The 24,052-nt window shown below is 74.7% G+C and carries 30 protein-coding genes; 24 read left to right on the top strand and 6 right to left on the bottom strand.

The annotated features are described in order from the left end of the window. Positions 1–191 precede the first annotated feature (191 nt). The 4 genes from ACFP3U_RS03390 (at position 192) to ACFP3U_RS03375 (ending at position 4,203) form a co-directional block, all read left to right on the top strand. Positions 192–1,475 carry an NYN domain-containing protein gene (locus tag ACFP3U_RS03390; protein ID WP_380223613.1) on the top strand — a complete coding sequence of 428 codons (1,284 nt, stop codon included), beginning with the start codon at positions 192–194 and terminating at the stop codon, positions 1,473–1,475. Between the two features lie 80 nt (positions 1,476–1,555). Further along, positions 1,556–2,554, top strand: coding sequence for an ABC transporter ATP-binding protein (locus tag ACFP3U_RS03385; RefSeq protein WP_380223612.1), 999 nt, complete (start codon positions 1,556–1,558; stop codon positions 2,552–2,554). Then, entirely contained in the window at positions 2,551–3,363 is an 813-nt protein-coding gene (locus tag ACFP3U_RS03380; protein WP_380223611.1) for an ABC transporter permease, read from the top strand. The genes ACFP3U_RS03385 and ACFP3U_RS03380 overlap by 4 nt, the downstream gene beginning before the upstream one ends. Before the next feature lie 72 nt (positions 3,364–3,435). Further along, positions 3,436–4,203, top strand: a complete 768-nt coding sequence (locus tag ACFP3U_RS03375) for a hypothetical protein (RefSeq protein ID WP_380223610.1) — start codon at positions 3,436–3,438, stop codon at positions 4,201–4,203. A 37-nt stretch (positions 4,204–4,240) separates the two neighbouring features. Here ACFP3U_RS03375 and ybaK read toward each other — a convergent pair whose 3' ends face one another. The 3 genes from ybaK to ACFP3U_RS03360 are packed head-to-tail and all read right to left on the bottom strand — an operon-like array spanning position 4,241 to position 7,118. Next, complete coding sequence (ybaK, locus tag ACFP3U_RS03370; RefSeq protein ID WP_380223609.1) at positions 4,241–4,735, bottom strand: Cys-tRNA(Pro) deacylase; 495 nt, start codon at positions 4,733–4,735, stop codon at positions 4,241–4,243. A gap of 13 nt (positions 4,736–4,748) precedes the next feature. Then, a complete protein-coding gene (locus ACFP3U_RS03365) occupies positions 4,749–5,486 on the bottom strand; it encodes an LON peptidase substrate-binding domain-containing protein (protein WP_380223719.1) in 738 nt (245 codons plus the stop codon). Positions 5,487–5,537: 51 nt separating this feature from the next. Next, positions 5,538–7,118: an oxidoreductase gene (locus ACFP3U_RS03360; RefSeq protein ID WP_380223608.1), complete on the bottom strand. Its 1,581-nt coding sequence runs from the start codon at positions 7,116–7,118 to the stop codon at positions 5,538–5,540. Between the two features lie 92 nt (positions 7,119–7,210). Here ACFP3U_RS03360 and hisD point away from each other — a divergent pair, with 92 nt between their 5' ends. Genes hisD through hisF form a run of 8 tightly spaced genes read left to right on the top strand, consistent with a single transcriptional unit; the run spans position 7,211 to position 12,985 of the window. After that, positions 7,211–8,518 carry a histidinol dehydrogenase gene (hisD, locus tag ACFP3U_RS03355; protein ID WP_380223606.1) on the top strand — a complete coding sequence of 436 codons (1,308 nt, stop codon included), beginning with the start codon at positions 7,211–7,213 and terminating at the stop codon, positions 8,516–8,518. Continuing rightward, positions 8,515–9,615, top strand: a complete 1,101-nt coding sequence (locus tag ACFP3U_RS03350) for a histidinol-phosphate transaminase (protein WP_380223604.1) — start codon at positions 8,515–8,517, stop codon at positions 9,613–9,615. Before hisD ends, ACFP3U_RS03350 begins: the two co-directional genes overlap by 4 nt. Before the next feature lie 7 nt (positions 9,616–9,622). Beyond that, positions 9,623–10,216, top strand: coding sequence for an imidazoleglycerol-phosphate dehydratase HisB (hisB, locus tag ACFP3U_RS03345; RefSeq protein WP_380223603.1), 594 nt, complete (start codon positions 9,623–9,625; stop codon positions 10,214–10,216). Then, the gene (locus ACFP3U_RS03340) at positions 10,213–10,365 is read left to right on the top strand and encodes a hypothetical protein (protein WP_380223602.1); all 153 of its coding nucleotides are present in this window, start codon (positions 10,213–10,215) and stop codon (positions 10,363–10,365) included. Before hisB ends, ACFP3U_RS03340 begins: the two co-directional genes overlap by 4 nt. Positions 10,366–10,399: 34 nt before the next feature. Next, entirely contained in the window at positions 10,400–11,035 is a 636-nt protein-coding gene (gene hisH / locus ACFP3U_RS03335) for an imidazole glycerol phosphate synthase subunit HisH (RefSeq protein ID WP_380223601.1), read from the top strand. Between the two features lie 20 nt (positions 11,036–11,055). Further along, complete coding sequence (gene priA, locus ACFP3U_RS03330; RefSeq protein ID WP_380223600.1) at positions 11,056–11,781, top strand: bifunctional 1-(5-phosphoribosyl)-5-((5-phosphoribosylamino)methylideneamino)imidazole-4-carboxamide isomerase/phosphoribosylanthranilate isomerase PriA; 726 nt, start codon at positions 11,056–11,058, stop codon at positions 11,779–11,781. Next, entirely contained in the window at positions 11,778–12,218 is a 441-nt protein-coding gene (locus tag ACFP3U_RS03325) for a Rid family hydrolase (protein ID WP_380223599.1), read from the top strand. Before priA ends, ACFP3U_RS03325 begins: the two co-directional genes overlap by 4 nt. Continuing rightward, positions 12,215–12,985 carry an imidazole glycerol phosphate synthase subunit HisF gene (gene hisF, locus ACFP3U_RS03320; RefSeq protein WP_380223598.1) on the top strand — a complete coding sequence of 257 codons (771 nt, stop codon included), beginning with the start codon at positions 12,215–12,217 and terminating at the stop codon, positions 12,983–12,985. The genes ACFP3U_RS03325 and hisF overlap by 4 nt, the downstream gene beginning before the upstream one ends. A 19-nt stretch (positions 12,986–13,004) precedes the next feature. Here hisF and ACFP3U_RS03315 read toward each other — a convergent pair whose 3' ends face one another. The 3 genes from ACFP3U_RS03315 to ACFP3U_RS03305 all read right to left on the bottom strand — a co-directional run bounded on the left by ACFP3U_RS03315 (position 13,005) and on the right by ACFP3U_RS03305 (position 15,297). After that, a complete protein-coding gene (locus ACFP3U_RS03315; RefSeq protein ID WP_380223596.1) occupies positions 13,005–13,793 on the bottom strand; it encodes a VOC family protein in 789 nt (262 codons plus the stop codon). Between the two features lie 140 nt (positions 13,794–13,933). Continuing rightward, positions 13,934–14,584: a TIGR03085 family metal-binding protein gene (locus ACFP3U_RS03310; protein WP_380223595.1), complete on the bottom strand. Its 651-nt coding sequence runs from the start codon at positions 14,582–14,584 to the stop codon at positions 13,934–13,936. Between the two features lie 29 nt (positions 14,585–14,613). Then, complete coding sequence (locus ACFP3U_RS03305) at positions 14,614–15,297, bottom strand: hypothetical protein (RefSeq protein WP_380223594.1); 684 nt, start codon at positions 15,295–15,297, stop codon at positions 14,614–14,616. A 190-nt stretch (positions 15,298–15,487) separates the two neighbouring features. Between ACFP3U_RS03305 and hisI the strand changes: the two genes are divergently transcribed. The 12 genes from hisI to ACFP3U_RS03245 all read left to right on the top strand — a co-directional run bounded on the left by hisI (position 15,488) and on the right by ACFP3U_RS03245 (position 24,028). Next, on the top strand, positions 15,488–15,859 hold the full coding sequence (gene hisI / locus ACFP3U_RS03300; RefSeq protein ID WP_380223718.1) for a phosphoribosyl-AMP cyclohydrolase: 372 nt from the start codon (positions 15,488–15,490) through the stop codon (positions 15,857–15,859). Between the two features lie 38 nt (positions 15,860–15,897). Then, entirely contained in the window at positions 15,898–17,418 is a 1,521-nt protein-coding gene (locus ACFP3U_RS03295; protein WP_380223593.1) for an anthranilate synthase component I, read from the top strand. 19 nt (positions 17,419–17,437) lie between these two features. Beyond that, entirely contained in the window at positions 17,438–18,016 is a 579-nt protein-coding gene (locus tag ACFP3U_RS03290) for a Uma2 family endonuclease (protein WP_380223592.1), read from the top strand. Between the two features lie 20 nt (positions 18,017–18,036). After that, on the top strand, positions 18,037–18,672 hold the full coding sequence (locus ACFP3U_RS03285; RefSeq protein WP_380223591.1) for a TIGR02234 family membrane protein: 636 nt from the start codon (positions 18,037–18,039) through the stop codon (positions 18,670–18,672). A 153-nt stretch (positions 18,673–18,825) separates the two neighbouring features. Then, positions 18,826–19,089 (top strand): HGxxPAAW family protein, encoded by a 264-nt coding sequence (locus ACFP3U_RS03280; RefSeq protein ID WP_380223590.1) that lies wholly within the window; start codon positions 18,826–18,828, stop codon positions 19,087–19,089. A 91-nt stretch (positions 19,090–19,180) separates the two neighbouring features. Further along, positions 19,181–19,633 (top strand): DUF2752 domain-containing protein, encoded by a 453-nt coding sequence (locus ACFP3U_RS03275; protein WP_380223589.1) that lies wholly within the window; start codon positions 19,181–19,183, stop codon positions 19,631–19,633. 203 nt (positions 19,634–19,836) lie between these two features. Next, positions 19,837–20,643 (top strand): indole-3-glycerol phosphate synthase TrpC, encoded by an 807-nt coding sequence (trpC, locus tag ACFP3U_RS03270; RefSeq protein ID WP_380223588.1) that lies wholly within the window; start codon positions 19,837–19,839, stop codon positions 20,641–20,643. Between the two features lie 10 nt (positions 20,644–20,653). Continuing rightward, on the top strand, positions 20,654–20,803 hold the full coding sequence (gene trpM / locus ACFP3U_RS03265) for a tryptophan biosynthesis modulator TrpM (protein ID WP_350543990.1): 150 nt from the start codon (positions 20,654–20,656) through the stop codon (positions 20,801–20,803). A 55-nt stretch (positions 20,804–20,858) separates the two neighbouring features. Further along, positions 20,859–22,136, top strand: a complete 1,278-nt coding sequence (gene trpB / locus ACFP3U_RS03260; RefSeq protein WP_380223587.1) for a tryptophan synthase subunit beta — start codon at positions 20,859–20,861, stop codon at positions 22,134–22,136. Between the two features lie 2 nt (positions 22,137–22,138). After that, on the top strand, positions 22,139–22,948 hold the full coding sequence (trpA, locus tag ACFP3U_RS03255) for a tryptophan synthase subunit alpha (protein WP_380223586.1): 810 nt from the start codon (positions 22,139–22,141) through the stop codon (positions 22,946–22,948). A gap of 191 nt (positions 22,949–23,139) precedes the next feature. Next, positions 23,140–23,442 carry a hypothetical protein gene (locus tag ACFP3U_RS03250; protein ID WP_380223585.1) on the top strand — a complete coding sequence of 101 codons (303 nt, stop codon included), beginning with the start codon at positions 23,140–23,142 and terminating at the stop codon, positions 23,440–23,442. A 124-nt stretch (positions 23,443–23,566) separates the two neighbouring features. Beyond that, on the top strand, positions 23,567–24,028 hold the full coding sequence (locus ACFP3U_RS03245; RefSeq protein WP_380223584.1) for a MauE/DoxX family redox-associated membrane protein: 462 nt from the start codon (positions 23,567–23,569) through the stop codon (positions 24,026–24,028). The last annotated feature ends 24 nt before the right edge of the window (positions 24,029–24,052 follow it).

Here is a 24,052-nt window from a genome sequence, read left to right as displayed (position 1 = left end):
GCCTGTTGCCGGACAGCGACAAAAGCCCGAGGTTCGGCGGGCGGGTCAGGGGGAAAAGGTGACCCAACGATCGGGCGGCTGGGGGCACCCCCTCACCCCACCCCGCCCGGAACGACGGGCGGAGCGCGCCCACCCCGGCACCGCCGGCCCGGCGGAGCCCCACCCCGAGGGCGAGCGGAAAGAGGTGCGCGATGGACCGCTGTGTCGTCCTGGTGGACGCCGGATACCTGCTGGGCGCCGCCGCCAGCCTGCTCGCCGGCGACCCGTCCCGTTCCAAGGTCACCGTCGACCACATCGCGCTGATCGCCGCCCTGCGCGAGCGCGCCGAGGCCGAGACCGGCCTCCCGCTGCTGCGGATCTACTGGTTCGACGCCGCGCCCGAGCGCCGCCCGATGCCCGAGCACCGGCGGCTGCGCGTACTGCCCCGGGTCACCGTCCGGCTGGGCGCGCTCACCCGGGCCGAGGGCCGCTGGGTGCAGAAGGGAGTCGACGCCGCGATGCACGCCGAACTCTCCGAACTCGCCCGCAACCGGGCCTGCGCCGACGTCGTGCTGATCACCGGCGACGGGGACCTGCTGCCCGGCATGATGTCCGCCAAGGAGCACGGCGTCGTCGTCCATCTCTGGGCGCTCCAGGCCGCCGACGGCGACTTCAACCAGTCCGAGGACCTCGTCGCCGAGGCCGACGAACGGCGGGTGCTGGACCGCGAGTGGATCGAGGGGTCGTTCACCCTGCGCGACACCTCCAGCGTCTTCCCCGCCCCCGGGGCCCGGCACGAGATCGCCAAGATCCTCGCCGCCCCGCCCGCCGCGCCCCCGGCCGGCCTGCCCGGCCCGTTGCCCGGCCCGCTGCCCGCCACCCCGGTGCCCGGCCGCCCCGCCGCCGGGGCCCCCGCCGCAGCCGTCGCCGTCGCCGCGGCGGCCGTCCCGGCCGTCAACGGACGCGCCCAGCCGGCCGCCGCCACCGGGCTCAAGGTCGTCCCCACCCCCAAGGACCTCGCCGGGCGCAGCGCCGACCGGCAGGCCACCGCCACCGACCGCCAGCAGACCGGCCCGGTGCTGCGCTGGTCCTCCGACCGGGGCTGGATCGAGCGCCCCGTCCAGGAACCCGCCGTCACCGCCGGCGACGGCCTGCCCACCCTCGCCCAGGTCACCACCGCCGAACAGCGCTGGGCCGATCGCGAGGAGGACATCACCTCCATCGGGGGCGACGCCCACGAGGTGGGCCAGGTCTTCGCCCGCCGCTGGACCACCCGGATCGGCGACGTCGAACGGCTCACCGTCCTGTGGCCCGACTACCCGCGGATCCCGCACCGGGTCGACGGCGAGCTGCTGCGCTACGCCGCCCGGTTCGGGCTGCTCGCGCACAAGGACGACCAGATCGACGAGCACGACCGCTACGCGATCCGGGCCGGCTTCTGGAAGGAGCTCGCCACCCGGGTCCCCGGCGGTCACCTGGTCGTCGTCGACGACTGACCTGCGGCGGACGGCGGGGGGCGGGGCGGAGCGGGCCCCGTTGTCCGGTTCGCCGGTCGTACCGCGTAGAGTCTTCGGACGTGAGCGAGACGGCCGGGCGGGCACCCCAGGAGACCGCGCCGTGCTGCGCCGTACGCGACCTGGTCCGGACGTACCGCGCCGGGCGCGGCGCCGCCGCCACCGACATCCGGGCCAACGACGGCATCACCCTGACCGTCCGGCAGGGCGAGATCTTCGGCCTGCTCGGGCCCAACGGCGCGGGCAAGTCCACCCTGGTCCGCCAGCTCACCGGACTGCTGCGGCCCGACTCCGGCAGCATCGAGATCCTCGGCCACGACATCGTCCGGCACCCCGAACGGGCCGCCCGGCTGCTCGGCTACCTCGGCCAGGAGTCCTCCGCGCTCGACGAGCTGACCGTCGCCCTCGCCGCCGAGACCACCGGACGGCTGCGCGGCCTCGGCCGCGCCGAGGCCCGGGCGGCCGCCGACGAGGTGATCACCGAACTGGCCCTGGAACCGCTCGCCCACCGGCCGCTCGCCAAGCTCTCCGGCGGCCAGCGCCGGCTCGCCTGCTTCGCCGCCACGCTGGTCGGCGACCGGCCGCTGCTCGTCCTGGACGAGCCGACCACCGGGATGGACCCGGTCGCGCGCCGGTCCGTCTGGGCGGCGGTCGAGCGCCGCCGGGCCGAGCGCTCCGCCACCGTGCTGCTGGTCACCCACAACGTGATCGAGGCCGAGACCGTGCTGGACCGGGTCGCGGTGATCGACGAGGGCCGGGTGATCGCCTGCGACACCCCCGGCGGGCTCAAGGCGCTGGTCGACGGCGACGTCCGGCTCGACCTGGTCTGGCGGGACGAGGCACCGCTGGGCGTCCCCGCAGTGGCCGCGCTGGCCGAGCGGGCCGAGCGCACCGGCCGCCGCTGGACCGTCCGCACCACCCCCGAGCAGGCCCGCGAACTGGTCTCGGCCGTCACCACCGGCCCGGCCTTCGCCGCCCTGGACGACTTCACCCTGGCCACCCCGAGCCTTGAGGACGCCTACCTCAAGCTGGGCGGCCGCCACGGAGGACTGGCCAAGTGACGCTGCTCTCGGCACCGCCGCGCACCACCCCGGCCGCAGCCGGCGGGCCCGCCCCGCTCGCCCCCGCCGCCCGGCTGCTGCCCGCCCTCGCGGCCGTCTACCGGGCGCAGCTCGCCCGGGCCCGGGTGGCCCGGATCCCGCTGCTGTTCGTGGCCACCTTCCAGTCGCTGGGCATCCTGGTGATGATGCGGGGCGTCGTCGACGCCGGGCAGACCTCGGCCGCCCGGTACGTGGTGGCCGGCTCCAGCGTGCTGGTGGTCGCCTTCGTGGCGCTCAACCTGCTCGCCCAGTACTTCGGGCGGCTGCGGGCCAGCGGCGGCCTGGACCACTACGCGACGCTGCCGGTGCCCGCCGCCTCGGTGGTGCTCGGCGCGGCCGCCGCGTTCGCCTCGTTCACCCTGCCCGGGACGCTGGTCACGGCGGGCGCGGGCGCGATCATGTTCGGGCTGCCGCTCGGACAGCTGTGGGTGCTGCTGGCCGTCGTGCCGTTGGCCGGGGCGGCGCTCGCCGGGCTCGGCGCGGCCTGCGGGCTGCTCGCTCCCCGGCAGGAGATCGCCACCATGCTCGGGCAGCTCGGCATGTCGGCGGCGCTGCTGCTCGGCGTCCTGCCGGTCGACCACCTGCCGCAGCCGGTGCTGTGGCTGCGCGACCTGCTGCCGTCCACCTACGCGGTGGAGGCCTTCGCCCGGACGTTCCGGCCGGAGCCGGACTGGGCGGCGGTGATCGCGAACCTCGGGGTGTGCGCGGGGGTGGGCGTGGTCTCGCTCGCCGTCGCCACCCGCGCGTACCGGCGGGCGACCCGGCGGTAGCCTCCGCCGAGGGGCCGGCCGCTTCGGTGGGTGGCCGGGTCGTGGGGGCGGCGACCGTGAAACGATGGGGGCGTGACCGTACCGAACACACCTCCGGATCCCGCGCGCGCCGACGGCGGCGCCGATTCCGTGGCGGACGCCGTGCCCGCCCCGTACGCCGCCGACCGTGATCCGTACGCCGCGCCCGCGCCCGCGTCCGAGCCGTACGGGCTGCCGCCCGGGCTGGACGGGGTGTCCGGGAAGGCCGGGCCGGCCGAGCCGCTCGCGCGGCGGCTGCTGCCCGAGCTGCGGATCGGGGCGGTCACCGTGCTGGCCTGTCTGGTGCTGGGCGTCGTGATGGCCGGGCTCTGGGTCTGGCTGGCGCCCAAGGTGCCGCTGGTGGTGGACGGCAACAAGATCCTCTACGCGGACCCGGAGGGCGAGCAGCGGGCCGGGGCCGACAGCGTGTTCGTGCTGATCGGCCTGGGCATGGGCGTCCTGACGGCGCTGGGCGCGTTCCTGTTCACCCGGCGGCGGGGCGGCGGGATCGCGGTGGCCGTCGGGCTGGCGGTCGGCGGCCTGCTGGCCTCGGTGGGCGCGTGGGGGCTCGGGCGGTGGCTCGGGCCGAGCCGGGACCTGATCGCGCAGGCGCGGCGGGTCGGCAACGGCGGTCACTTCCAGGCGGACATCGACCTCGGGGCGTACGGCGCGGTGCTGACCTGGCCGATGGCGGCGATGGTGCTGCTGCTGGCGCTGTCGGCGGCGTTCGGCAAGCGCGAGGAGGACCCGCCGCCGTACTGGGTGCCGGGGCCCCCGGTCGTGGACGCGGCCGCCCCGCCGGAGGACCGGCGGGAGGGCTGACGGCCCCCCGCCGCCCCTCCCGGAACAGCGCCGCCGGTCAGCGGGCGATGGCGGCGGTGCGGGCGCCGGTGAGCGCGACGAGGTGGTCGGGGGAGAGCTCGACCTCCAGACCGCGGCGCCCGGCGGAGACGTAGACGGTGGGGTGGTCCAGCGCGCTCGCGTCGACGACCGTGCGCAGCGGACGGCGCTGGCCGAGCGGCGAGATGCCGCCGAGGACGTAGCCGCTGCTGCGCTCGGCGGCGGCCGGATCGGCCATCGCGGCGCGCTTGCCGCCGACCGCCGCGGCCAGCGCCTTGAGGTCGAGCTTGCCGGCCACCGGCACGACGCCCACCGTCAGGACGCCGTCGACATCGGCGACCAGGGTCTTGAACACCCGCTCGGCGGGCACCCCCAGCGCCTCGGCGGCCTCGCCGCCGTACGAGGCGGCCGCCGGGTCGTGCGGGTAGGCGTGCACGGTGTACGGCACGGCGGCGGTCTCCAGGGCGGCCGTCGCGGGCGTGCCCTGGCCGCCCTTCTTCGGCTTCTTGGCCACGGGGCCTCCGCGATCAGTTGGGACTGAAGGACTGACGGGTCAGGTTGACGGCGGGCAGCGAGGGGAGCCAGCCCAGCACCGCGCTCTCGCGGCGCAGCAGGTCGAGCTCGGCCCGCAGCCGCTGGGCGTTGTCCGGGCTGGCGAGCAGCCGCTGCTTGAGCGGGACCTCCAGCACGGCCGCCGCCGCGACCAGGTAGGACAGCACCTGCGGGTCGTCGGGCAGCTCCTGGCGGCCGACGGTGCTGGCCTCCCGGGCGCCGGCGAGCCGCTGCTGGTAGGTGCGGAAGGCGCGTTCGACCTCGGCGGCCAGGGCGCCCGAGCCCTCGCCGGCGCGCTCCTCGATCGCCTCGGCCTCGCCGACCAGGTAGGGGCCGCCGACCTCGACCGAGCGCAGCCGGAACCGGGTGGTGCCGGTCACCAGCAGTTCGTAGCGGCCGTCGGGCCGCGGCTGGACGGAGGTGACGTCCGCGACGCAGCCGATGTGGTGCAGGGCCTCCAGCGGGTCGCCGGTGGCGGTGCCGAGGCCGTCCAGCGGGCCGGCCGGGCCCTCGTCGAGGCGGACCGGGGCGACCTCGCGGCCGTCCTTGATGGCGAGCACGCCGAAGCGGCGCGGCCGGTCCTCGGGCCCGTCCAGCAGATCGGCGACGAGACGGCGGTAGCGCTCCTCGAAGACGTTCAGGGGCATGACCAGGCCCGGGTAGAGCACGTTGTTCAGCGGGAAGAGCGGCAGCCGTTCTGTCACGGCGGACAGCGTAGTTCCCCCGACGGCACGCGCGCTTCGGGGTTGTCCGCGTTGTCCGCGTTATCCGCGCTGGAGCATCCGGGTGGCGCCGGCGGCGACGGTGGTGGCGAGCACCCAGCCGACCACGACCAGGCCGGCGGAGACCCACTGGGCGGCGCCGCCGGGGTTCCAGCCGGCCTGGCCCAGGTCGACGACCGGCAGCAGCTGGCCGAGCGCGTACAGCACCGGGTTCCAGTGCGGCCGCTCGTCGGCCTTGAGCGGCTGGAGCTCGTGGGTGGCGAAGTAGGCGCTGCCGAGCGCCCAGGCGAGCAGCAGCCAGAGCGCGGCCCGGCCGGGGCGGAAGCCGTAGCCGACGGTGGCGTCCTGGATCCGGCCCCAGACCCGGGCGGGCAGCGGCAGGGTGTGCCGGCGGCGGCGCTGCTTGGCGTAGAGCACCTCGCGGGCGTCGTCGTCGGCGCCGTCCCGGCGCAGCGCGGCGGCGAGCTGCTCGTAGGACTCCGGCTGGAACTCCACCGAGGCGCTCTCCAGCCAGGCGATCCGCTGCTGGACGGTGAACGGCGCGGCCGGGCGCAGGCACTCGTAGGTGAAGCCGGTGAGGCCCAGGTGCTTGCCCCGGGGCCAGGCGTCGGGCGCGTCGACGAGGTTGCCGACCCGGGCGCGGGAGAGCGAGACCGTCCCGGTGGGCGGGGTGCGGCAGGTGAACCGCAGCTCGGGGGTCTGGATCCGGCGCAGCGCCAGCTCCTCGCCCTCGCCGAGGTGGAACTCGGCGCCGGAGATCAGGCAGGAGTTCTCGAACCGGCCGTCGGAGAGCCGGACCCGGCCGTAGGCCCGGAACGGCGTGCTGGCGGCGCCGGGCGGAACGACCTGGCCGTAGCCGGAGCCGTAGTAGGACTGCGAGTCGGACCAGCCGTGGTCGGCGGAGCTGCTCAGGTACAGGGTGTGGCCGACGGTTATTCGGGGGGCGTTGAGCGCGTTGGGGTTGTCGGGGGCGGCCCGCAGCAGGGCGCCGCGCAGCGAGAACCGGCCGCCGATCCGGGCGGTGCGCAGACTGAGCTCGCCGACGGACTGCAACCGCTCGGCCTCGAAGTCCTGGCTGACGGCGAGGCCGTCGGCGGACAGCGCGCGGCCGAACCGGTCGCCGCCGAGGACGGCCTGGTTGAGCAGCAGGTCGGTGCCGATCCGGGCGTCGGTGAGCCGGACGCCCTGCGGGACGCGGCAGCGGGCCAGGTGGAGGTCGCCGGAGGTGACCAGCCGGGAGGCCTCCAGCCGCGGGAGCAGGCAGCCGACCAGGCGCAGGGTGCCGGCCTCGGCCTCGGACATCAGGATCTTCTGGTCGAAGCGGCAGTCGTGCAGCTCGACGTAGTGCCCGATGGTGCCGCCGGCCAGTCGCAGCGGGCCGGTGACCAGCGCGCCGGTCAGCTTGAGCGAGGCGACCCGGCCGGGGACGGCGGCGGGCCCGTCCAGCAGCAGCCGGGCGAGCACCTGGGCGCGGATCGTCCGGTCGGTGCCCCAGACGGCCTCGCCGAACGGGTCGTCCAGCGCGGGGTCGCCGGTGCGCAGGTCGTGGATCCGGCCGTGCCGGAACGCCCCCCACAGGGCCTGCTCGGCCGCCGTCCAGCCGTCCGGTGCCCGTTCCGTCATGTTTCCCCCCGCGTCCCCCGGTCGTCTCGACCTTCGTATCACGGACTGAAATGCGGGACCGTCGGTTCCGGCCACTCCTTACACTGGGTGGCGTGATCTCTCGAATCGATCTGCGCGGCTCGCTCGACGACCCGCGCGACCTGCTGCCCCGTGCCGACTTCGACGTCGCGGCCGCCCTGGAGACGGTGCGCCCGATCGCCGAGGACGTGCATCATCGCGGGGTCGCGGCGCTGATCGAGATCACCGAACGCTTCGACGGCGTGCGGCTGGAGTCGACCCGGGTCCCGGCCGAGCAGCTCGCCGAGGCCCTCGCCGAGCTGGACCCGAAGGTGCGCGCCGCGCTGGAGGAGTCGATCCGCCGGGCCCGGCTGGTCCACGCCGACCAGCGCCGCGAGGGGCACACCACCCAGGTGGTGCCGGGCGGCACGGTGACCCAGCGCTGGGTGCCGGTGGACCGGGTCGGCCTGTACGTGCCGGGCGGCCTGGCCGTGTACCCGTCCTCCGTTGTGATGAACGTGGTGCCGGCCCAGGAGGCGGGCGTCCGCGGCATCGCGGTGACCTCGCCGCCGCAGAAGGCGTTCGGCGGCCGGGTGCACCCGACGATCCTGGCGGCCTGCGCGCTGCTCGGCGTCACCGAGGTGTACGCGGTCGGCGGCGCCCAGGCGGTCGCGATGTTCGCGCTCGGCACCGAGGAGTGCGAGCCGGTGAACATGGTCACCGGCCCGGGCAACATCTACGTGGCCGCCGCCAAGCGCTACTTCGCCGGCCGGATCGGCATCGACTCCGAGGCCGGGCCGACCGAGATCGCCGTCCTCGCCGACGACAGCGCCGACCCGGTGGACGTCGCCGCCGACCTGATCAGCCAGGCCGAGCACGGCCCGACCTCGGGCTCGGTGCTGGTCACCGACTCGGTGGCGCTCGCCGAGGCGGTCGAGGCCGAGCTGAAGGCCCAGGTCGCCCGGACCAAGCACGCCGAGCGGGTGGCCGAGGCCCTCGGCGGCCGGCAGTCCGGCATCATCCTGGTCGGCGACCTGGAGCAGGGCCTGGCCGTGGTCAACGCGTACGCGGCCGAGCACCTGGAGATCCAGACCCGGGACCCGCACGCGGTCGCCGCGAAGGTCCGCAACGCGGGCGCGATCTTCCTCGGCCGGTACACCCCGGTCTCGCTCGGCGACTACGCGGCCGGCTCCAACCACGTGCTGCCCACCGGCGGCTGCGCCTGCCACTCCGCAGGCCTGTCCGTGCAGACCTTCCTGCGCGGCGTCCAGGTCGTCGAGTACGACCGCGAGGCGCTGGCCGGCATCGCCGCGCACGTCGTCAACCTGGCGGACGCCGAGGACCTGCCCGGTCACGGCGACGCGATCAAGGCCCGATTCGACTGGAGTGTGCCGGGCACGTGACGAAGATCAACGACCTCCCCGTCCGGGACGAGCTGCGCGGCCAGTCCCCGTACGGCGCCCCGCAGCTCGATGTCCCGGTCCAGCTGAACACCAACGAGAACCCGTACCCGCTCCCCGAGGAGCTGGTCGCCCGGATCGCCGAGCGGGTCGCCGAGGCCGCCCGCCACCTCAACCGCTACCCCGACCGGGACGCGGTCGAGCTGCGCGAGGGCCTGGCGGCGTACCTCTCCCGGACCACCGGCTTCGCCGTCGCCCGGGAGAACGTCTGGGCCGCCAACGGCTCCAACGAGGTGCTCCAGCAGCTGCTCCAGACCTTCGGCGGCCCCGGGCGCACCGCGCTCGGCTTCGAGCCCTCGTACTCGATGCACGCGCTGATCTCCCGCGGCACCGGCACCGGCTGGATCTCCGGCCCGCGCGGCGACGACTTCACCATCGACGTGGACGCCGCCGTCGCGGCGATCGCCGAGCACCGGCCGCACGTGGTGTTCGTCTGCTCGCCGAACAACCCGACCGGCACCGCCGTCGAGGCCGACACCGTGCTGCGGCTGTACGAGGCCGCGCAGGCCGCCCGGCCCAGCCTGGTGGTGGTCGACGAGGCGTACGTCGAGTTCTCGCACCGCGCCTCGCTGCTGTCGCTGATCGAGGGCCGCCCCCGCCTGGTGGTCAGCCGCACCATGTCCAAGGCCTTCGGCGCGGCCGGGCTGCGCCTGGGCTACCTGGCCGCCGACCCGGCGGTGGTGGACGCGGTGCAGCTGGTGCGCCTGCCGTACCACCTGTCGGCCGTCACCCAGGCGACCGCGCTGGCCTGCCTGGAGCACACCGACACCCTGCTCGGCTACGTCGGCCGGCTCAAGGACGAGCGCGACCGGCTGGTCGAGGCGCTGCGCGGGCTCGGCCTGGAGGTGACCGACTCGGACGCCAACTTCGTCCAGTTCGGCCGCTTCGCCGACACCCACGCCGTCTGGCGGGCCATCCTCGACCACGGCGTCCTGGTCCGCGACAACGGTGTCCCCGGGTGGCTGCGCGTCACCGCCGGCACCCCCGCCGAGAACGACGCCTTCCTGGCCGCCGTCGCCACTGTGATCAAGGAGCTGTAACCCCGCAATGAGCCGTATCGGACGCGTCGAGCGCACCACCAAGGAGACGTCCGTCCTGGTCGAGATAGACCTGGACGGCACCGGCAGGACCGACATCTCCACGGGCGTCGGCTTCTACGACCACATGCTCGACCAGCTCGGGCGCCACGGCCTCTTCGACCTCACCGTGAAGACCGACGGCGACCTGCACATCGACACCCACCACACCATCGAGGACACCGCCCTCGCGCTCGGCGCCGCCTTCCGGCAGGCGCTCGGCGACAAGGTCGGCATCTACCGGTTCGGCAACTGCACCGTGCCGCTGGACGAGTCGCTCGCCCAGGTGACCGTCGACCTCTCCGGCCGCCCCTACCTGGTGCACACCGAGCCGGAGAACATCGCGCCGATGATCGGCGCCTACGACACCACCATGACCCGGCACATCCTGGAGTCCTTCGTGGCCCAGGCCCAGGTCGCCCTGCACGTCCACGTGCCGTACGGGCGCAACGCGCACCACATCGTGGAGTGCCAGTTCAAGGCGCTGGCCCGGGCCCTGCGGTACGCCGCCGAGCGCGATCCGCGCGCGGCCGGCATCCTCCCGTCGACCAAGGGTGCGCTGTGAACAACGTGACGATCGTCCTCATCTTCGTGGGGCTCTTCCTGGCCGGCGGCGTCATCTCCTTCTGGAAGCAGAAGCAGTCGAAGGGCGTCATCCTCGTGCTCGCGCTGGGCTCGGCGATGTGCCTGGCCGCCGGCCTGATGCGCCTGTAACCGCCGAGCGAACGAAAAGACTGGACACCTGAACATGGGCAAGAACGTCGTGGTGCTCGACTACGGCTCGGGCAACCTCCGCTCGGCGCAGCGCGCCCTGGAGCGGACCGGGGCGACCGTCACCGTCACCTCGGACTACCAGGCCGCGATGGAGGCCGACGGCCTGCTCGTCCCCGGCGTCGGCGCCTTCGAGGCCTGCATGCGCGGGCTGAAGTCGGTCCGCGGGGACTGGATCGTCGGGCGCCGGCTGGCCGGCGGCCGGCCGGTCATGGGCATCTGCGTGGGCATGCAGATCCTCTTCGAGAAGGGCGTCGAGCACGGGGTGGAGACCGCCGGCTGCGACGAGTGGCCGGGCACCGTGGAGCCGCTGGAGGCGCCGGTCGTCCCGCACATGGGCTGGAACACCGTGGACGCCCCCGAGGGCAACCGGATGTTCGCCGGCCTGGACGCCGACGCCCGCTTCTACTTCGTCCACTCCTACGGGGTGCGGCACTGGGAGCTGGAGACGCACAGCGCGCGGATCAACCCGCCGCTGGTCACCTGGTCGACGCACGGGCAGCCGTTCGTCGCGGCCGTGGAGAACGGCCCGCTCTGGGCCACCCAGTTCCACCCCGAGAAGTCCGGCGACGCCGGCGCCGCCCTGCTGACCAACTGGGTCAACACCCTCTGACGACGGAAGAGTTGTCCACCATGAACCGCCTCGAACTGCTGCCCGCCGTCGACGTCCGGGACGGGCAGGCCGTCCGCCTGGTCAAGGGCGCCTCCGGCACCGAGACCTCCTTCGGCGAGCCGCTCGCCGCCGCCCTCGCCTGGCAGGAGGCCGGCGCCGAGTGGCTGCACCTGGTCGACCTCGACGCCGCCTTCGGCACCGGCTCCAACCGCGAGCTGCTGCGCGAGGTCACCGCGACCCTCGACATCAAGGTCGAGCTGTCCGGCGGCATCCGCGACGACGCCTCGCTGGCCGCCGCCCTCGCCACCGGCTGCACCCGGGTCAACCTCGGCACCGCCGCGCTGGAGAGCCCCGAGTGGGTCGCCAAGGTCATCGCCGAGCACGGGGACAAGATCGCCGTCGGCCTGGACGTGGTCGGCACCACCCTGCGCGGCCGCGGCTGGACCAGCGACGGCGGCCAGCTCTTCGACGTGCTGGCCCGCCTGGACGCCGAGGGCTGCGCCCGCTACGTGGTCACCGACGTCAACCGGGACGGCACCCTGACCGGCCCCAACCTCCAGCTGCTGCGCGACGTGTGCGCCGCCACCGACCGGCCGGTCGTCGCCTCCGGCGGCGTCTCCTCGCTGGACGACCTGCGGGCGATCGCCGGCCTGGTCGGCGAGGGAGTCGAGGGCGCGATCGTCGGCAAGGCACTCTACGAGCACAAGTTCACCCTCGAAGAGGCGTTGGAGGCGGTTTCGGGATGACGGAACGTCGGATCGTGCGCGGCCGGGTCGGCGGGTTCTCCTCCTGGGAGGAACTCCTCGGCGCGTCGCAGGCGGTGGCCGCCGGGGACCACGTCCACGTGGCCGGCGCCAGGCCGCTGGTCGACGGCGTGCTGCACGGCGAGGGCGACCCCTACGAGCAGGCCGGGGCGGCCTTCGGCAACGCGCTGGAGGCCCTGGCCGCGTACGGTCTGACGGCGGACGACGTGGTCCGCACCCGGATGTACCTGACCCACTCCCGTGACATCGACGCGGCGGGCCGCGCCCACCAGGACCTCTTCGGCGCCGTGCGGCCGGTGGCCGCCGTCGTGGTGGTCCAGAGCCTGGTCGACTCGCGGATCCTCGTCGAGGTCGAACTCGACGCCCACCGCGCCGGACTCGCCGCCACCCTGGAAGCTCTGGAAGGCAATCAGCCGTGACCCTCGCAGTACGTGTCATCCCCTGCCTGGACGTCGACGCCGGCCGTGTGGTCAAGGGCGTCAACTTCCAGAACCTGCGGGACGCCGGGGACCCGGTCGAGATGGCGAAGCTCTACGACGCCGAGGGCGCCGACGAGCTGACCTTCCTCGACATCACCGCGTCCTCCGGCGACCGCGAGACCACCTACGACGTGGTCCGCCGCACCGCCGAGCAGGTGTTCATCCCGCTCACCGTCGGCGGCGGCATCCGGGCCGTCGAGGACGTCGACAAGCTGCTGCGGGCCGGCGCCGACAAGGTCGGCGTCAACACCGCCGCCATCGCCCGGCCCGAGCTGGTCCGGGAGATCGCCCAGCGGTTCGGCCGCCAGGTGCTGGTGCTCTCGGTGGACGCCCGCCGCTGCCCCGAGGGCACCGAGACCGCGTCCGGCTTCGAGGTCACCACCCACGGCGGCCGCCAGGGCACCGGCCTGGACGCCGTCGAGTGGGCCGGCCGCGCCGCGGAGCTGGGCGCGGGCGAGATCCTGCTCAACTCGATGGACGCGGACGGCACCAAGGACGGCTACGACCTGGAGCTGATCCGGGCCGTGCGCAAGGCCGTGTCCGTCCCGGTGATCGCCTCCGGCGGTGCCGGGAAGCTCGCCGACTTCGCCCCGGCGGTGGAGGCCGGCGCGGACGCGGTGCTGGCCGCCAGCGTCTTCCACTTCGGCGACCTGCGGATCGGCGAGGTCAAGAACGCGCTGCGGGAGGCCGGGCACCCGGTCCGCTGAGCGCGGGCCCGGGGGGGGCTCAGGTCTCCTTCGGCGGTTCGCCCTTGATCAGGGCGAACGGCGCGCCGAACGGGTCGGCCAGCCAGGCGAGCCGGCCGACGTCCGGGACGCTCTCCGGGCCCATCAGCACGGTCGCGCCGGCGCCGGTGGCCCGGGCGACCACCGCGTCCACGTCGGAGGAGCCGAAGTACGGCGTCCAGGCGGCCGGCTGGGCCGCGTCCATCACCGGGGCGATGCCGCCGAAGCTGGTCGCCTGCAGATCGCCGCCCTCGGCGGAGGACAGCACCTTGTACGTCATGCCGGGCGCCGGGAAGTCCTCGGAGCGCCAGCCGAAGACCTTCCGGTAGAAGTCGAAGCCGGCGTCCACCGCGCCGGTGTGCAGCTCGATCCAGATCAGCGCGCCGTCCTCGGAGACGGCGTCCAGGCCGCTGACGCTGCCGGGCTGCCAGACCGCGAACTGCGCGCCCTGCGGGTCGGTCAGCTGGGCCATCCGCCCGGCGTCCATCACGTCGAAGGCCGCGACCCGGACGGTGCCGCCGGCCTGCTCGACGGCCGTGGCGGTGGCCTCGGCGTCCGGTGTGCGGAAGTACGTCGTCCAGGCGGAGTGCGCGCCCTCCTCGGTGAGCGGGCCGACGGCCGCGACCGTCCGGCCGTCCAACTGGAGGAAGCCGTAGCCGCCGGCCTCCGGCCCGGCCGACTGGAAGGTCCAGCCGAACACCGTGCCGTAGAACGCGGCGGCGGCGGCCGGGTCCGGGCTGCCGAGGTCGACCCAGCAGGGGGAGCCGGCGGGGAAGTCGGTGGTGAGCATGTCGCGTCCCTTCGAAGGAGACGGTAACGACGGGCGGGGGGCCGGGCGGGCCGCCGCAGGGGGGCCCGGCGGCGGCCCTTCCCGGCCATCTGCGAGTCTGCACCCCGCCACCGACATCCGCAGCCGGGAGGGCTACGGCGCTAGGGGCGCTCGGGGAGCGGGAGGGCGTGGCGCAGTGCCTCGACGGCGTCCGACGGGCCGTCCACCTCCAGCTCGGTGCGGGCGCCCCGGCCGAAGGCGAAGAGCACCAGCTCGCCCGGCTCGCCGGTGATCCGCACGGTCGACGGGCCGGCCGGGCCGACGGCCAGGCTCCGGCCGTCGGGGTGGCACAGCTCCAGCCGCACCGGCGAACGGCGGCCCGCCTCCAGCCGGGCGGGCAGCGACAGCCGGCGCCAGAGCGCCTCGGCCCGGCCGGCCGGCACCGGCCGCGGCGGCCGGGGGTCGTCACCGGCCCGGGCGACGTCCTCGGCGTGCACGTAGTACTCGATGGTGTTGGCCGCCTCGTCCGCGCCGGGCAGGGCGAACAGCGAGAGGGCCGGCGGGCCGGAGCGGAACAGCCGGATCAGCTCCTCGTACGGCCGCTCGGCGTACGAGTCCTGCACCCGCTGCGTCCAGCCGGCCAGCGGGCCGCCGCGGATGCCCGCGGCGGCGTCCGGCCGCCGCTCGCGGACCACCAGATGGGCGGCGAGGTCCCGGGTGGACCATCCGGCGCAGAGCGTGGGCGCGTCCGGTCCGGCGGCGGCCAGCAGTTCGGCCAGTCGGTGGCGTTCGGCGAGGGCGTGGTTTGACATGCGGCCACCCTATGAGGCCGGACGGCCGCTCAGCGAAGCTTGCCGGTGAGCTTGCCCGTATCTGGCCGGTTGCCCGCGGTCAGGATGCAGGTGTAGTCGCGCCAGCCCTGCTGGTAGAGGGCGTAGCTCGGGCCCACCGGGTAGCTGTAGTACGGCCCGCCGCCGCCCTGCCGCGCCTCGGCGGCGGCCTGGGCGTCCTTGCAGCCGTCCCGCATCGCGTTGGCGACCTGGTAGTCGCCGGACAGGCCGTCCGGCAGCAGTTGGTCGGCGATCGCCTCGCCGTCGTGCTTGTCCTCGCAGGGGCGGGCCTCCGGCTTGGTGACCGTCCTGCTCAGCTGCGGGTGGTCCAGGCAGGTGCCGACCGGGAAGAAGCTGTACGGCACGACCCTGCTCGGGGTCGGGGTGGGAGTCGGCGTCGGGGTCGGGGTGGGTGTCGGCGTGGGGGTCGGCGTGGCCGTGGGGGAGGGCGGGGGCGGCTGGGGGGCCGGGTCGTCCTCGGGCCACAGCAGCACCGTCGCCACCACCGCGAGCAGGACCGCGAGCACCGCCGCGACACCGATCCGCAGGCCCCGGGACGACCGGGCCGCGTCGCCGCCCGGGCGGTCGGCGGCGGACCGGTCGGTGGCGGACCGGCCGGCGTCGGAGCGGCCGGCGTCGGAGCGGTCCCCGCCGGGCGGCTCGGCGGGCTCGGCGGCGTGCTGCTCGGAGGTCATGACCACGAGAATGGCGCAGACCGGGGGCGCCCGACAGGAGGTTGGCACAACTCCTTCGATCGGATGGTCGGCCCGGCCCGTGCTAGGGCCCGTGCCGGGCGCCGCGCCGCAGCTCACGGGCGCCGCCGCGATCCGGACGGCGGCCGGGGCGGCCGGACCGGGCTGACACAATGGCCCCATGTCCACCAACCTGTCCACCACACCCGCCGCCCCCGGTTCCACCGCCCTCGCCCCCGAGATCGCCGCCCGGCTGAAGCGCACCGAGGACGGCCTGCTCCCGGCCGTCGCGCAGCAGTACGACACCGGCGAGGTGCTGATGCTGGGCTGGATGGACGACGAGGCGCTGCACCGCACCCTCACCACCGGCCGCTGCACCTACTGGAGCCGCAGCCGCCGCGAGTACTGGGTGAAGGGCGACACCTCGGGCCACGTCCAGCAGGTCAAGTCGGTCGCGCTGGACTGCGACGGCGACACCCTGCTGGTCAAGGTCGACCAGACCGGCGCGGCCTGCCACACCGGCGACCGCACCTGCTTCGACGCCGACCTGCTCCCGCTCGGCTGACCGACCGTTCCGCCCTCCCCCGTAAGGTGCCGCCCGCCATGGATCTCGAAGCCTTCCGCAAGCTCGCCGTCGACACCCGGGTCATCCCGGTCACCCGCAGGCTCCTCGCGGACGGCCTCACCCCGATCGGCCTCTACCGCAGCCTGGCCGCCGAGCGCCCCGGCACCTTCCTGCTGGAGTCCGCCGAGCAGGGCCGCAGCTGGTCGCGATACTCGTTCGTCGGGGTCCGCAGCGACGCCACCCTGACCGTCGGCCCGGACGGTGGCGCCCGCTGGCTCGGCGACCCGCCGGTCGGCATCCCCACCGCCGGTGACCCGCTGGAGGTGCTGCGCGCCGCGCTGCGCGCCCTGCACACCCCGCGGCACGCCGACGACGGACTGCCGCCGCTCACCGGCGGCCTGGTCGGCTACCTCGGCTACGACGTGGTGCGGCGGCTGGAGAAGCTGCCGGACCTCAACCCGGACGACCTGAAGCTGCCCGAGCTGACCCTGCTGCTCGCCACCGACCTCGCCGTGCTCGACCACGTCGACGGCACCGTGCTGCTGATCGCCAACGCGGTCAACCACAACGACCTGGCGAGCGGGGTGGACGAGGCCCACGCGGACGCCGTGGCCCGGCTCGACGCGATGGAGGCCGACCTGCTCAGGCCGGTCGACCCGGGACTGGCCACCTTCACCCCGACCGGCCCCGGGGAGGTCCGCTCGCCGTTCGGCGGGGAGCCGTACCGGGCCGCGGTGGAGGAGATCAAGGAGCGGATCCGGGCCGGCGAGGCCTTCCAGGTGGTGCCCTCGCAGCGCTTCGAGGCGCCCTGCCCGGCCTCCGCGCTGGACGTCTACCGCGTCCTGCGCACCACCAACCCCAGCCCGTACATGTACCTGTTCCGCTTCCCCGGCCCGGACGGCGGCGCCGAGGGCGGCTTCGACGTGGTCGGCTCCAGCCCCGAGGCGCTGGTCAAGGTCACCGACGGCGAGGCGATGGTGCACCCGATCGCCGGGACCAGGCACCGCGGCGCCACCCCGCACGAGGACGCCGAGCTGGCCGCCGAACTGCTCGCCGACCCCAAGGAGCGGGCCGAGCACCTGATGCTGGTCGACCTCGGCCGCAACGACCTCGGACGGGTCTGCGAGCCGGGCACCGTCGAGGTGGTCGACTTCATGCAGATCGAGCGGTACAGCCACGTCATGCACATCGTCTCCACGGTGACCGGCCGGGTCGCCCCGGGGCGGACCGCCTTCGATGTGCTGACCGCCTGCTTCCCGGCCGGTACCCTCTCCGGCGCGCCCAAGCCGCGGGCGATGCGGATCATCGAGGAGCTGGAGCCCACCCGCCGAGGCCTGTACGGCGGCTGCGTCGGCTACCTGGACTTCGCCGGGGACTCCGACACCGCGATCGCGATCCGCACCGCGGTGCTGCGCGACGGCACCGCGTACGTCCAGGCCGGCGCCGGCGTGGTGGCCGACTCCGACCCGCACGGCGAGGACACCGAATGCCGCAACAAGGCCGCCGCCGTCCTGCGCGCGGTGGCCACCGCGAATACGCTGCGGGCACCGACGGTGTGAGCCGCTGTAGGGAGCCGGGATGTCGGACGAGCAGGGCACCGGATCGGCCTGGGACGTGCTGGAGGGCGTGCGGCTTCCACAGGGGTACCGGGTCGAGATCACGGCCGGGAAGATCATCATGACGCCACGCACGACCGAGGCGTCGGAGATCATTCTCAGCGCCGCCGCGCAGGCCAAGGAGCAGTTTCCGGGGCGGGTCCTGTCGGGCGTGGTCGTCGACTTCCCGAGCGACCAGCACGGCTACGCGCCCGACCTCGCGCTCGTCGCGCCCGGTGCGCGCCACAACGCGCGGGCACGCTACGAGGCCCGGGACGTGGTGTCGGTGCTGGAGGTTGTGCCGAGGGCGCGGCAGGACACCGACTTCGTCCGAAAACAGCGGTACCTCGCCGAATGCGGCGTCCCGCTGTACGTCGTGGTGGATCCGGGGGAGGCGGTCTGCACGGTGCACAGCCGGCCGCTGCCCGGTACGGGGTACCGGGAGGCGGAGCGGGTGCCGTTCGGGAACGATCTCTTCCTGCCGCTGGGGGAGCGGACGTTGGTGCTGGAGACGGGGGATTTCCCGGTCGAGCCGCCCACCCCGGGTGCGGCGGTGGGGTGAGGGCGGGGGACACTGGTCCGGTGAGCGCTGAAGCCCCTACCGACACCGTGTCCGCCGAGCCCGCCGCCGCACCCGCGCCGTCCGCGCGGGCCGGGCGGCGCACGCTCATGGTGATGCTGCTGCTCACCGTGCTGGGCGCGGTGCTGGTGCTGACCGCCGCCGGCCGGGTCTGGGCCGACGGCCTGGCCGGCACCCTGGAGGTGTCCGTCACCGGCGGGCGGATCTCCGAACTCCCCGCCGGGCTGGCCCTGGTGGCGCTGGCGGCGGCGGTCGCGGTGTTCGCGGTGCGCGGCGCGGGCCGGTCGGCGGTCGGCGTGCTGACCGTGCTGGCCGGGCTGGGCGCCGCGGCGGCCGCCGCGGCGGGGGCCGGGGACACCGCCGCGCTGGACGCCGAGGCGGCCAGCAAGCTCGCGCTGACCGGTTCCACCGCGACCGGGGTCGGGCACACCGCCTGGCCGTGGGTGGCGCTGCTGGGCGGGCTGCTGCTGGCGCTGGCCGGATTCCTGACCGCCCGGTACGGGCGCGGCTGGCCGGCCCTGGGCAGCCGCTACGAGGCGCCGACCGGCCGCGCGCAGGCCCGTCGGACGGCGTCCGACGGGACCCCGGCGGACCTCTGGAAGGCGCTGGACCGGGGCGAGGACCCGACCGAGAGCTGACCGAGGCCTGACCGCGCGGGCCGGACGTCAGTGTGACGCGATAGACCCGCCACCCGCTTTGGGCCGTCGGTGTGTGGCCCGGCACAATGGAGGCGTCAACCCGCCGGGGTCCCGAAGGCCCGGCCGGGCCCCGAGAGCCTAGGAGCACGACTGATGTCAGCAGGAACGAAGGCTGCTAGCGGCCACACCCTCGCCGCCTGGACCGGCGTGACCATCGCCTTCATCGGCTTCGCCATCGCGGGTGTCGCGATGATCCTGCCGTCGGTGCTGCTGGTCGGGGCCGGCCTGGCGGTCGTCGTGGCGGGTGGCGTGGTCGGGATGGTCATGTCGATGGCCGGCATGGGCAAGCAGCCCAGCACCATGGTGTACACCCACGAGGAGCAGGCCGCGCTGGCCGCCGCGCCCGCCTCGGCCTGACACCGGGCGCGAGACCTCACGTGAACGGCGGGACCCCAGGACGGGCCCGCCGTTTCGTTTCTCCCGCGCGGGCGCCGGGAGGGGCACAATCATGGGCGTGAACGCCGCCCCCGCTCCCACCGTCTCCGCCCGGCCGTCCGGGCCGCGCCGACTGGTGCCGCCGCTGGCCGTACCGGTCGCCGTGGCCCTCCCCGTCGGGTACATCGCCGCGGTGGACCCGAACGCCCCCGGGCACTACCCGGACTGTCCCTTCCTCGCGGCCACCGGCTGGTGGTGCCCGGGCTGCGGCGGTCTGCGCTGTGTGCACGCGCTCACCCACGGGGACTTCAACGGCGCGCTGCACGACAACGCGGTGGCGGTGCTGCTGTTCGCCGTGCTGGCGGTGCTCTGGGCGCGCTGGCTCTGGGCGGCGCTGCGCGGGCTGCCCGGTCCGCGCCTCGCGCTCGGGGCCCGTCGCTGGGTGCTGGTCGCGCTGTTCGTCCTGGTCTTCACGGTGGTCCGCAACCTGCCGGTCGGCGCCGGACTGGCCCCGCCGCCGCTCTGAGCGCGGGGCCGCGAGGCCGCGAAATCGGGTGGCGGAGCGGTGAAGGCGCAGGCCGGAGCCCCCGTGGGGTGTCCGGACGGCGAGACGCGCGCCGGGTGGATGCGCTGCGCGCCCCCCCTTGCCGATACCATCGAAGGGTCCGGAGGCCCACTGGCCGCCGGCTCCTCGCCAGAAGTATCGGCAAACATGATGGGGGCGCCCGAGTGAGTGTGCTCGACTCGATCGTCGAAGGGGTCCTTGAGGACCTCGCCGAGCGGCAGGCCCGGGTCCCGCTGGACGAGCTCAAGGAGCTCGCCGCCAAGGCCCCGGACGCCAAGGACGGCGTGGCCGCGCTCCGCGGCGACGGCATCCGGGTGATCTGTGAGGTCAAGCGCTCCAGCCCGTCCAAGGGCGCGCTGGCCACGATCGCGGACCCGGCCGCCCTCGCGATCGACTACGCGGCCGGCGGTGCCGCCGCGATCAGCGTGCTGACCGAACAGCGCCGCTTCGGCGGGTCGCTGGCGGACCTGGACGCCGTCCGCGCCGCCGTGGACACCCCGATTCTCCGCAAGGACTTCATCGTCACCGCCTACCAGCTGTGGGAGGCCCGCGCGCACGGCGCGGACCTCGCCCTGCTGATCGTCGCGGCGCTCGACCAGCCGGCCCTGGTGTCGCTGATCGAGCGCGCCGAGTCGATCGGCCTCACCCCGCTGGTCGAGGTGCACGACGAGGAGGAGATCGGGCGCGCGGTGGACGCCGGCGCGCGGATCATCGGCGTCAACGCCCGCAACCTGAAGACCCTCCAGGTCGACCGCAACACCTTCGGCAACGTCGTCCACGCGATTCCGGACGGCATCGTCAAGGTCGCGGAGTCCGGGGTGCGCGGCCCGCTGGACGTGATCTCCTACGCCAACCAGGGCGCGGACGCCGTCCTGGTCGGCGAGTCCCTGGTGACCGGCCGGGACCCGCGGGCCGCCGTGGCCGACCTGGTCGCGGCCGGGGCCCACCCGGCGATCCGGCACAAGGACTGATCCCGCCGCCATGAAGATCGCCACTCGTCTCGCCCCGGGCTGCCGCCCGCGCGGCTGCCGCGCGCCCGCGCGCCGGGTGCTGGGGCGGCGGGTGCGGTACGTCATCGGCTGCGAGCCCGGGCAGGTGCCGGGGCGGCGATGGCGCGCGACGTCCGGCTGACCGCAGCCACAAGACGTCACCGTCATCCGTCGTCATCACCCCGAGGGACTTCACCATGTCCGAAAATCCGGAAAAGTCCGAAAGGTCCGAGAAGGACTACCTGCCCGGTGCCGAGGTGCCGGACGCGCGCGGCTACTTCGGCGCGTACGGCGGCCGCTTCATCCCGGAGGCGCTGGTCGCCGCCGTGGAGCAGGTCGCCGAGGAGTACGAGAAGGCGAAGGCCGACCCGGCCTTCGCCGCCGAGCTCGACGCGCTGCTCAAGGACTACACCGGCCGGCCCAGCCCGCTGACCGACGTGCACCGGTTCTCCGCCGAGGCGGGCGGCGCACGCGTCCTGCTCAAGCGCGAGGACCTCAACCACACCGGCTCGCACAAGATCAACAACGTCCTGGGGCAGGCCCTGCTCACCCGGCGGATGGGCAAGACCCGGATCATCGCCGAGACCGGCGCCGGCCAGCACGGCGTGGCCACCGCCACCGCCTGCGCCCTGTTCGACTTCGACTGCACCATCTACATGGGCGAGGTCGACACCGAGCGGCAGGCGCTGAACGTCGCCCGGATGCGGATGCTCGGCGCCGAGGTGGTGGCCGTGAAGTCCGGCAGCCGGACGCTCAAGGACGCCATCAACGAGGCCTTCCGCGACTGGGTCGCCAACGTCGACTCCACCCACTACCTGTTCGGCACGGTCGCCGGCCCGCACCCGTTCCCGATGATGGTCCGGGACTTCCACCGGGTCATCGGCGTCGAGGCCCGCCAGCAGGTGCTGGACCGCACCGGCCGGCTGCCGGACGCCGTCGTCGCCTGCGTCGGCGGGGGCTCCAACGCGATGGGCATCTTCCACGAGTTCATCCCGGACGCCGGGGTGCGGCTGATCGGCTGCGAGGCGGCCGGCGAGGGCGCCGAGACCCCGCGGCACGCGGCCACCCTCACCAAGGGCGACCCCGGCGTGCTGCACGGCTCGCGCACCTACGTCCTCCAGGACGAGGACGGCCAGACCATCGAGTCGCACTCCATCTCGGCCGGCCTCGACTACCCGGGCGTCGGCCCGGAGCACGCCTGGCTGAAGGACACCGGCCGGGCCGAGTACCGCCCGGTCACCGACGACGCCGCCATGCGGGCACTGCGGCTGCTGTCCCGCACCGAGGGCATCATCCCGGCCATCGAGAGCGCGCACGCGCTGGCCGGCGCCCTGGAGCTGGGCCGCGAGCTCGGGCCCGAGGCCACCATCCTGGTCTCGCTCTCCGGGCGCGGCGACAAGGACATGCACACCGCCGCCGAGTACTTCGGCCTCTACGACGAGCCGGGCGCCGGCTCCGCCCACGGGGGTAAGTGACCATGGCTTCCAAGCTCAGTGGCATCCTGGCCGCCGCCAAGGCGGAGGACCGCGCCGCGCTGATCGGCTACCTGCCGGCCGGCTTCCCGTCCGTCGACGGCGGCATCCGCGCCGTCAACGCGCTGATCGAGGGCGGCTGCGACGTCGTCGAGATCGGCCTGCCGCACTCCGACCCGGTGCTGGACGGCCCGACCATCCAGACCGCCGACGACATCGCCCTGAAGGGCGGTGTGCGGATCAAGGACGTGCTGCGCACCGTCCAGGAGGTGGCCGCCGCGCACCCGGAGGCGGCGGTGCTGGTCATGACCTACTGGAACCCGGTGGACCGGTACGGGGTCGCGCGGTTCGCCGCCGACCTGGCCGCGGCCGGCGGGGCGGGCTGCATCCTGCCGGACCTGCCGGTGGAGGAGTCCGTGGAGTGGCGCAAGGCGGCCGAGGAGCACGGTCTCGACACCGTGTTCGTGGTCGCGCCGAGCAGCAAGGACCGCCGGCTGGCGGAGGTCACGGCGGCCGGCAGCGGCTTCGTGTACGCGGCCGCGGTGATGGGTGTGACGGGCAGTCGGGCGCAGGTCGGCGACCTGGCCGAGGACCTGGTCGCCCGGACCAGGGCCACCACCGAGCTGCCGGTCTGCGTCGGCCTCGGGGTGTCGACCCGTGAGCAGGCGGCGCAGGTCGCCGGGTTCGCGGACGGTGTCATCGTCGGCTCGGCCTTCGTCCAGCGGATCCTGGACGCGGACGGGGACGAGCCGGCCGCGCTGGCTGCGGTGCGCGAGCTGGCCGGCGAGCTGGCGGAGGGCGTCCGCCGGCGGTAGGTCCGAAAGATCCTGACGGCCCGTCACCTCTGCGGAGGTGGCGGGCCGTCGTCGTTTCCCGGCCGGGTCGACCCGAACGGGTGAACAGTGCCGGGCACGCGCATCAGCGGGGGTTGACCGGCGTTGACTGGAGGGACGAGTGCACGAACCACGTGCCCCGGAGGCGCGGAGCGAGCGGAAGGGGTCGGCCGATGCCCGGACTTCAGCGAGCCGTGCTGCTGCGGGCGGCCGCGGCCGCCCTGGCCCTCGGCGCGGCGCTCGGGGCGCAGGCGGCGGTCGTCCCGGCGCTGGCCAAGCGGGGGGTGGAGCGGGCCGAGCGGGACGCGTACGTGTGCGCCGAGGCGGTCCGGATGGAGGCGGTGGTGCGGGCCGGGCGCTCGGAGCCGGATGGGCGGCCCGCCTTCCCCGGTGCCGGTCGTGACGATCCGGGCCGGTACGAGGTCGACCGGTACGACCTCGGGTGGCCGCCCGGCTGCGACCCCCTCACTCGTTAGGGTGAAAGCGCTTCAAGCGTCATCAATCCGCACTCTTTCGGCTTAAGTGGCGAAACCGGAGGAACCCGGCGTCACCGGAAGCGGTTCATAGGGCGTGACGGTGTTTCCCGAGGGGGTTGTCCGGATGGCCGGGCCGGTGACGGAGTGGATCGGCACGGCGGCCCGACTGGGCCTGGCCGTGGTCTGGGGCTGGGCCGGGATGGCGAAGATCGCCGACCCGGCGGAGGCCGCCCAGGCGGTGCGCGCGTACGAGATCCTCCCCGAGTCGCTGGTGAAGCCGGTCGGGCACGGGCTGCCCTTCCTGGAGCTGGCGCTCGCGCTGCTGCTGGTGATCGGCCTGGGTGTGCGGCTGGTCGCGGTGGTCTCGGCGGTGCTGCTGCTCGCCTTCATCGGCGGAATCGCCTCCGCCTGGGTGCGCGGCATCTCGATCGACTGCGGATGCTTCGGCGGCGGCGGCGCGGTCGACTCCTCGCAGACCGAGTACCTGCAGGAGATCCTGCGCGACACCGGGTTCCTGCTGCTGGCCGGCTGGCTGATCCGCTGGCCGCGCACCAAGTTCTCGGTGGACGGCTGGCTGGCGCGCTGAGCGCCCGGCCCGCCCCGCCACCGA

This window comes from Kitasatospora misakiensis (assembly GCF_042656005.1).
GTDB lineage: Bacteria > Actinomycetota > Actinomycetes > Streptomycetales > Streptomycetaceae > Kitasatospora > Kitasatospora misakiensis.
The sequence above is the reverse complement of the archived record's forward strand: the minus strand, read 5'-3'. Positions and strand labels throughout refer to the sequence as shown.

Excerpts from the sequence above, each read along its gene's own strand:
- ACFP3U_RS03390 (WP_380223613.1), top strand. The coding sequence starts at position 192 with ATGGACCGCTGTGTCGTCCTGGTGGACGCCGGATACCTGCTGGGCGCC.
- ACFP3U_RS03360 (WP_380223608.1), bottom strand. The coding sequence starts at position 7,118 with ATGACGGAACGGGCACCGGACGGCTGGACGGCGGCCGAGCAGGCCCTG.
- hisB (WP_380223603.1), top strand. The coding sequence starts at position 9,623 with ATGAGCCGTATCGGACGCGTCGAGCGCACCACCAAGGAGACGTCCGTC.
- hisH (WP_380223601.1), top strand. The coding sequence starts at position 10,400 with ATGGGCAAGAACGTCGTGGTGCTCGACTACGGCTCGGGCAACCTCCGC.
- priA (WP_380223600.1), top strand. The coding sequence starts at position 11,056 with ATGAACCGCCTCGAACTGCTGCCCGCCGTCGACGTCCGGGACGGGCAG.
- ACFP3U_RS03325 (WP_380223599.1), top strand. The coding sequence starts at position 11,778 with ATGACGGAACGTCGGATCGTGCGCGGCCGGGTCGGCGGGTTCTCCTCC.
- ACFP3U_RS03315 (WP_380223596.1), bottom strand. The coding sequence starts at position 13,793 with ATGCTCACCACCGACTTCCCCGCCGGCTCCCCCTGCTGGGTCGACCTC.
- ACFP3U_RS03310 (WP_380223595.1), bottom strand. The coding sequence starts at position 14,584 with ATGTCAAACCACGCCCTCGCCGAACGCCACCGACTGGCCGAACTGCTG.
- ACFP3U_RS03305 (WP_380223594.1), bottom strand. The coding sequence starts at position 15,297 with ATGACCTCCGAGCAGCACGCCGCCGAGCCCGCCGAGCCGCCCGGCGGG.
- ACFP3U_RS03295 (WP_380223593.1), top strand. The coding sequence starts at position 15,898 with ATGGATCTCGAAGCCTTCCGCAAGCTCGCCGTCGACACCCGGGTCATC.
- ACFP3U_RS03290 (WP_380223592.1), top strand. The coding sequence starts at position 17,438 with ATGTCGGACGAGCAGGGCACCGGATCGGCCTGGGACGTGCTGGAGGGC.
- ACFP3U_RS03280 (WP_380223590.1), top strand. The coding sequence starts at position 18,826 with ATGTCAGCAGGAACGAAGGCTGCTAGCGGCCACACCCTCGCCGCCTGG.
- ACFP3U_RS03275 (WP_380223589.1), top strand. The coding sequence starts at position 19,181 with ATGGGCGTGAACGCCGCCCCCGCTCCCACCGTCTCCGCCCGGCCGTCC.
- trpM (WP_350543990.1), top strand. The coding sequence starts at position 20,654 with ATGAAGATCGCCACTCGTCTCGCCCCGGGCTGCCGCCCGCGCGGCTGC.
- trpB (WP_380223587.1), top strand. The coding sequence starts at position 20,859 with ATGTCCGAAAATCCGGAAAAGTCCGAAAGGTCCGAGAAGGACTACCTG.
- trpA (WP_380223586.1), top strand. The coding sequence starts at position 22,139 with ATGGCTTCCAAGCTCAGTGGCATCCTGGCCGCCGCCAAGGCGGAGGAC.
- ACFP3U_RS03250 (WP_380223585.1), top strand. The coding sequence starts at position 23,140 with ATGCCCGGACTTCAGCGAGCCGTGCTGCTGCGGGCGGCCGCGGCCGCC.
- ACFP3U_RS03245 (WP_380223584.1), top strand. The coding sequence starts at position 23,567 with ATGGCCGGGCCGGTGACGGAGTGGATCGGCACGGCGGCCCGACTGGGC.